Source organism: Streptomyces sp. CA189 (genome assembly GCF_056428985.1).
The window spans coordinates 163279-169720 of the sequence record NZ_JBWJVM010000015.1; the positions used below are offsets into that span (position 1 = coordinate 163279).

Genomic DNA, 6442 nt, shown 5'->3' on the forward strand with positions numbered 1-6442 from the left:
CGGTCCTGGGCGTTCTCCTTGGGCAGCGGATCCCGAAACGCCTGTCACCGCTCTTCCTCCGCCACCCGTGAGCCTCCTCGGCCGTCCTCTGCTCTGCCCTTTGCTCCGCCCGCGTCCGGACATGCCGTGGTGGGCTTCGGTGATGACGGGCAGGGAGGCGTACGTTGCGTACGGGGTGACGGCCCCCGCCCGTGCCGTAACGCGAGCTGCGGCGCCGGCGTCGTACGCTCAAGCCGGTGCCGACAGCGAAGCCGACGTCGTCCGCCGCTCCCGCCGATATGCCCCAGGCGGGGCACCGAAGTGCCGCTTGAATGCCTTGGCGAACGCGAATTCCGAGGTGTAGCCGGCGTTCTGGGCCACGGCGTTCAGGGAGTCGGCCGTCTCGCGCAGCATCCGCGCCGCGATGGCCATCCGCCACGTCGTCAGGTAGCTGAGCGGCGGCTCGCCGACGACCGTGGTGAACCGCCGGGCGAACGCGGCACGCGACAGCCCGGCCCGGCTCCCCAGCGATTCGACGGTCCATGGATGCGCCGGGTCGTCGTGGATCGCTTTCAGTGCCGGGGCGATCAGCGGGTCGTTCAGTGCCGAGGCCCAGCCCTGCGTCTGCTCCCTGGGCAACTCGGCGTACCAGGACCGCAGAATGTAGAGGAGCAGCAGATCGACGAGCGTCGTGACCACGGAGTCCGAACCCGGCTGGGGCTGGTGGAGCTCGGCGCAGAGCTGGTCGACCGCCGAGCGCAGCGCCGGATGGCGACCGGGGCTGGCCGGGAGGTGGATGACCTCCGGGAGGTCGCCGAGCAGCGGATGCGGCCGGTCGATGTCGAGGTGGTAGGCCCCGCATACCAGCACGCTGCGAGCGCCGTCGCCGTCGCCGTCGCCCTCGATGGTGAAACTCCCGATCGGCGAGGAGGTGTCGACGCGGTCGGGTTCGAAGGCGACCAGCTCGCTGGTGACCGCGTCACAGATGGCGTGATCGGTGCCGCGCCGCAGGAACACGACGTCACCGGGGCCCAGGGCCATCGGATCGCCGCCGACCGGCAGGAGAAAGCAGTGCCCTTCGACGACGACGTGGAATCCGGCTCCCGCGATGGGCTGGAAGCGCACCCCCCACGGCGCCTGCGCGTCGGTACGGACAACGGACGGGCGCCCGGTGCGCAGGGCCGCGAGCGTGTCGCTGAGTATGTCCATCCACGCACGATACCGTGCCGAGATCGAGACGATCAGACACAGAATCAAGACTTCAGGCCATTCATGGTCTCGGTCGTGACACGTAGCGTCCTCGCTATGAACAACACATCAGACACCCAGCGTGTCGTCGTCATTGGTGGTACCTCCGGCATCGGATTCGCCGTTGCGCAGGCCGCAGCGGCTCAGGGCGCGAACGTGGTCGTCGCCTCCAGCAGCAGGGGCCGGGTCGACCTGGCGGTGAAGAAGCTCGGTGGCCCGGCCGAAGGCATCGTGCTGGACGTCGCCGACGAGGCCGCGCTCGCCGCCTTCTTCGACCGGATCGGCGCGTTCGACCATCTCGTCTACACGGCGGGCGAGTCCCTGCTGCTGAAGCCGCTCGCCGACCTCACCGCCGAGGAGTCCCGAGCGTTCTTCGAGCGCCGCTTCTGGGGTGCCGTGCTCGCCGCGAAGTACGCGGCGCCGAAGCTCCGTCCCGGCGGTTCGATCACCTTCACCTCCGGTGCCTTCGCCACCCGGCCCGCCCCCGGAGCATCGCTCGGCGCAAGCATCACAGCAGCCGTCGAGGGTCTGACGCGGGCCCTGGCCCTGGAACTCGCCCCACTGCGGGTCAACGCGGTCCGCCTCGGCGCGATCCGCACCGAGCTGTGGGACAGCACCGTGCCCGACCCTGAGGCCTTCCTTCAAGCGCAGGGCAGCGGCCTTCCCGTGCAGCGCGTCGGCAGCCCCGAGGAGGCTGCGGCGGCCTACCTCTACCTCCTGAGCAACGGCTACGCGACCGGCACGGTGCTCACCCTCGACGGCGGAGCCGCCCTGGCCTGACATCGGCTGCTGTCGGACCGACAAGCCCGGTCCGACAGTTTCGGCCGCTGCCTGTGTAGGGAGGAACGGAGACCATCCGTAGACGAGTCGCAGGAGCAGCCGCCTGTCGCTGATGCCGGAATGCTGATGAGGCTTGGAAGCCCCCTGGCGTGTCGGCGTCAGCTGATGGCCACAGAGGTTGCCCTACCTGTGGTCGCTCCGTGGAGGTCGTCTCGGGGTGTGGCGGTTCCAGGTCAGGGGGGTTGGGGCCGTCGAGCAGATCCTCCCGCCGCGCAGGAGTCCGTCCGTCCGTGCGTCCGTCCGGACGGACGTCCGGCGGCCTGGTCGCCGCCGGCTTCCGCCACCATGAATCACGAGCTGGGATGCCCCCTGCTCCACGACCACCTCCTGCTGTCCCTCCAGGGCCGGTGCATGGACGGCACGTGGGACTCGGTCCACTCCGACGTCCTCTTTCGAGAACACCGTCGCCGCCTCAGCCTCCTCCAACGAGGTTGTGGCCGCCGAGGTCTGGGAGACGCTCGCCGTGGCGACCGAGCTGGATCTGCTGACGATCAGGAACCTGCGGTGGTTCTGCCGTCGGCGTTCACTGGTAGCGGTTGAGGGGATTTGTAGTCGGGGACTGACGCCTGAGCAAGGGCCAGCCTGCACGGCTGGGCTACGAGGGCCTCGGATGGTGCGGGAACAGATTGAGGATCTACCTGCGGTGCAATGTTTCGAAGGGGTGGATGTTGTCCGCCGTACAACACCAGGTTGTTCGGAGGACAACACCTCAAGGGGGTAGCGGTGGGGACCAAGCGGCCGGGGCGTCCGTGGGCGCCGGCTCGCGGATCATGCCGAGAGATCAACAGCTTGGTGGACCTGATGCGCGGACGGTTGGACGGAGCTGCCGTATCCGTTCCGGAGCTGCACCAGCGCCTGACCCCAGATCAATTCATCTCGGGCCAGGTGCCCGAGCTGCGCAAGCTGCGGGATCAGCTAGCCGGGGATGGCCTTGATTGGGACCTTGCTCCGGTGGGGTTCTCGTGCTGTTCGGGAGCGAGATCGTTAGCACGTGATCGTCCGGCATGGGTGTTCTCGCGGGTTCTGGGGCGAGCCCTTCGCGGCGCTGCGTAGGTTCTGCGGCGGGAGGGATGTGCATGACGGACGTGCTGACGTGGACGGTCGAGCGGCGGGTTTAGCTGGCGGAACGCGCTGAGCTGCTGCGTAAGGAGTTGGCCGGGCTCGAGGCGGAGGTGGCCCGGTTGGAGGCCGCTGAGGTGGTGTTCGGGCAGTGGGTCGATGCGACCGATGGTGGGCGGCGGCGGGCGGGCATCTTGTCGCCGGAGCCGGAGCCGGAGCCGGAGCCGGAGCCGGAGCCGGAGCCGGAGCCGGAGCCGGAGCCGGAGCCGGAGCGGGTGGTGGTAGGGCCGGGTGCGGGTGGGATGCGGCTGGTGCCGGATCGCGCAGAGGGCATGGGGGTGGAGGTCCTCACGCCGGAGTATCAGCGGATCATGGAGATCGTGGCCGGTGCGGACGGGCCGGTGATGGCCAAGGATGTCGCGATCGCCTTGGGCCGTGAGACGACGCCGGGGAAGGTCGAGCCGGTCCGCGGGCAGCTGCGCAAGCTCGCAGACCGGGGCTGGGTCGCCCGGACCGGATCGGGCCGCTACCTGCCGCGCTGACTGCCACTGACGGCGGTGGTCCGACTGGTTCCAGCAGTAACGCGAGGGCCCCCGGCAGTAGTTGGTGCGTTTGTGAAGACATATCAGCCCGCCGAGGGCTCTCACGATGTTGTCTACAAGGTTCGTCTCCCGCTGTCGAAGCGGGCCATCGATCTGATCGCCGGTCTGATACGCGGGCGCCGTAACCAGATGCGCTCCCGCTGGCGCAAGGCGGATCCCGGCAGCCAGGCGGTCATCGTCCTCGCCGTGCTCCGTCACGACCCGCGCCTGGCCGACATGGCCGGCGGCAACGACATCTCCGCCCCCAACGTGCGCCGCTGGGTGCAGGAAGTCATCGAACTCCTCGCGGTCCGGTCCCGGCCCCGCGGCTGGACCGGGCGCTGAAGGAGGCCGGACGTTCCGGCGGAGTCGTTGCCCTGCTGGACGGCACCCTGATCCGCACCCGCCGCCGCACCGGGAAGGGCAACCGGAAGAACTATTCTGGCAAGCACAAGTCCCATGGCCTGCCGTTTCTCGCGCTGACCGACGCCAAGGGCAACCTGAACTGGATCTCCTCGGCGAAGCCGGGCCGCTCCGGCGAGATCACCGCCGCCCGCCACGACAAGATCACCGGACACCTGCGGGAAGCCGGACTCGGTGCCTTGGCGTTCTCAGGTTCATCGGCCTCGACGACGACCCCGACGACGACACGGTGATCATCACCGGCCGGAAGGCCACCCGCACCCACCGCCTCACCGTGGCCGAGGAGGAGGCGAACAAGCTGGTCAGCCGCGAACGGGCCGCAGTCGAGCACGGCTTCGCGAACCTCACGAACTGGAGGATCCTGGCCAAGCTCCGCATGAACGCCCGCAACGCGACCAAGCTCCTGCGGGCCCTGCTCGTCCTGGCCAACACCGAAGTACAGCCGTGACGGACGATCTCGCGCTCACGATCTCGCTCCCGAACAGCACGAGGACCTCACCCGGACGTCACGCCAGCCCCGCTGACCAGCTGACCAGCGGAAATCACGCACTCAATGACGGGCTGGGGGCAGTACCACCAGGCCGCCCCCGCCCCCGCCGCGCTGTTTCGGTGATCGGCGGACAGAGAGGCCGCTGCCGATGCTGGATGGCGGGTTGTGCGAGGTTTTACCAGGTCATCTTATGTAGATCTAATAACAGTCGTGCCAGAGATGTCCGGATCGGCGACTCTTGTCGCAACTTCCGTTCACATCCGGAGGGTTACGTTCCTTGCAGCGGTCATGACCTGACCTGCAAGTTTGCTCCATCGGAGCTGTAACTCCCTGGGGGGATTAGTGCATCCGCGTACAACGCGTACGATCGGGCCGGATGTAACGCTCCGCGACGACTCCCCAAGATCTGTGCCAGAACCCCCAAGAAGTCGTCATAGCCACTCGGGGGTGCGACCCCATCCGAGCAGCTCCAGGAGACCCTGTTGCCGCAGTTTCCCTCGTCCGCGCCCACCGCGTCCAACCCCGCCGTCCCATCGTGTGACTGCCTCGCGCACGCGTACGGGAATGCCGCCGATCACGGCCAGCGGGTTCCCAGGTATCCGTCGGACATGACGGATACGGAGTGGGCGGTCATCCGTCCGCTGCTGCCGCCTCCGGCGTGGCTGGAGGGCAGGGGCGGGCAGCCGGAGGGCTACTGCCACCGGCAGATACTCGACGCGGTCCGCTACCTCCTCGACAACGGCATCAAGTGGCGGGCGATCCCCGCCGACTTCCCGGCCTGGGACCGGGTCTACGCGTTCTTCCGCCGCTGGCAACGCCAGGGTCTGATCACCGAGTTCCACGACCGGCTCAGGTCCCGGGTCCGAGAGCTGGAGGGCCGGCAGGCGGAGCCGACGGCCGCGATCATCGACTCGCAGTCTCTGCGGGCCGCCGACACCGTCGGCGCCGGATCACGCGGCTGGGACGCGGGCAAGAAGGTCGGCGGCCGCAAGCGCCACCTGGCCGTGGACTGCACCGGCTTGCTCCTGGCCGTGACGGTCACCGCTGCATCCGTGCAGGACCGGGACGCGGCCGCACCCCTCCTCGAACGGCTCCGGGAACTCCACCGCGAAATCGCTGTGGTGTGGGCCGACAGCGGTTACGCTGGCCAGCTCGTCGACTGGGCCAAGAACGCTCTCCACCTCGCACTGACCATCGTCAGACGCAGCGACGGCCAGAAAGGCTTCGTGATCCTGCCCCGACGCTGGGTCGTCGAACGCACCCTGGCCTGGCTGATGCACCGCCGCCGCCTGGTCCGCGACTACGAACGCCTGCCCGCCACCCACGAAACGATGGTCATCTGGTCCATGACCATGACCATGGGACGCCGCCTCGCCCGCAGACACCCCGCTCTCACGCAACAGCCGTGGGCTCTGACCCGGCACCCACGGTGAACAGCCCGGGCTGTTGCTCCACCGCCCACCCGCGTCCCACCAGCCGTTTAGCCATCGACCTCACACACTCGATCTTCGCCGGAACCTGTTCCCGGCCCAGGGCCGCGGTCAGATGCCTGGCCCGTACCCCACCACCGGCCGCTTCCGACTCCAGCACGGCCACGATCCGCTGATACTCCTGCGGCAGCACACGGGCCGAGAGCCCCTCACGATGGCGCGGCACCACCATGACGCCGGCCGGAACCGGCTCCGCGGAGGTCTCTGAACCGTTCCGGGTTCGGTAGAGATCTCAGTTGTTGGTTGTGACCTGCGGTTTTGTGGTCGTGAGGTAGTAGGCGGTCTCGTACTCGACGGGTGGGACGTGGCCTATCTCACCGTGGAGGCGGCGG

At 68.6% G+C, this 6442-nt stretch carries 7 protein-coding genes; 6 read left to right on the top strand and 1 reads right to left on the bottom strand.

Annotated features, from left to right (window positions below; translation table 11 throughout):
* Positions 1-228: 228 nt before the first annotated feature.
* Positions 229-1188, bottom strand: a complete 960-nt coding sequence (locus AC061S_RS15455) for an AraC family transcriptional regulator (protein ID WP_478686509.1) — start codon at positions 1186-1188, stop codon at positions 229-231.
* Positions 1189-1284: 96 nt separating this feature from the next.
* Here AC061S_RS15455 and AC061S_RS15460 point away from each other — a divergent pair, with 96 nt between their 5' ends.
* The 6 genes from AC061S_RS15460 (at position 1285) to AC061S_RS15485 (ending at position 6053) form a co-directional block, all read left to right on the top strand.
* On the top strand, positions 1285-2007 hold the full coding sequence (locus tag AC061S_RS15460) for an SDR family oxidoreductase (RefSeq protein WP_478686510.1): 723 nt from the start codon (positions 1285-1287) through the stop codon (positions 2005-2007).
* 1211 nt (positions 2008-3218) lie between these two features.
* Entirely contained in the window at positions 3219-3668 is a 450-nt protein-coding gene (locus tag AC061S_RS15465; protein ID WP_478686511.1) for a hypothetical protein, read from the top strand.
* Positions 3669-3740: 72 nt separating this feature from the next.
* Positions 3741-4052: a helix-turn-helix domain-containing protein gene (locus tag AC061S_RS15470; RefSeq protein WP_478686512.1), complete on the top strand. Its 312-nt coding sequence runs from the start codon at positions 3741-3743 to the stop codon at positions 4050-4052.
* Between the two features lie 50 nt (positions 4053-4102).
* Positions 4103-4363, top strand: coding sequence for a hypothetical protein (locus AC061S_RS15475; RefSeq protein WP_478686520.1), 261 nt, complete (start codon positions 4103-4105; stop codon positions 4361-4363).
* The gene (locus tag AC061S_RS15480; RefSeq protein WP_478686513.1) at positions 4360-4578 is read left to right on the top strand and encodes a transposase family protein; all 219 of its coding nucleotides are present in this window, start codon (positions 4360-4362) and stop codon (positions 4576-4578) included. The genes AC061S_RS15475 and AC061S_RS15480 overlap by 4 nt, the downstream gene beginning before the upstream one ends.
* 650 nt (positions 4579-5228) lie before the next feature.
* On the top strand, positions 5229-6053 hold the full coding sequence (locus AC061S_RS15485; protein ID WP_478686514.1) for an IS5 family transposase: 825 nt from the start codon (positions 5229-5231) through the stop codon (positions 6051-6053).
* The last annotated feature ends 389 nt before the right edge of the window (positions 6054-6442 follow it).

What these genes read in the sequence shown, in the direction of transcription:
- AC061S_RS15455 (WP_478686509.1), bottom strand. Translation starts at nt 1,188, where the DNA reads ATGGACATACTCAGCGACACGCTCGCGGCCCTGCGCACCGGGCGCCCG.
- AC061S_RS15460 (WP_478686510.1), top strand. Translation starts at nt 1,285, where the DNA reads ATGAACAACACATCAGACACCCAGCGTGTCGTCGTCATTGGTGGTACC.
- AC061S_RS15485 (WP_478686514.1), top strand. Translation starts at nt 5,229, where the DNA reads ATGACGGATACGGAGTGGGCGGTCATCCGTCCGCTGCTGCCGCCTCCG.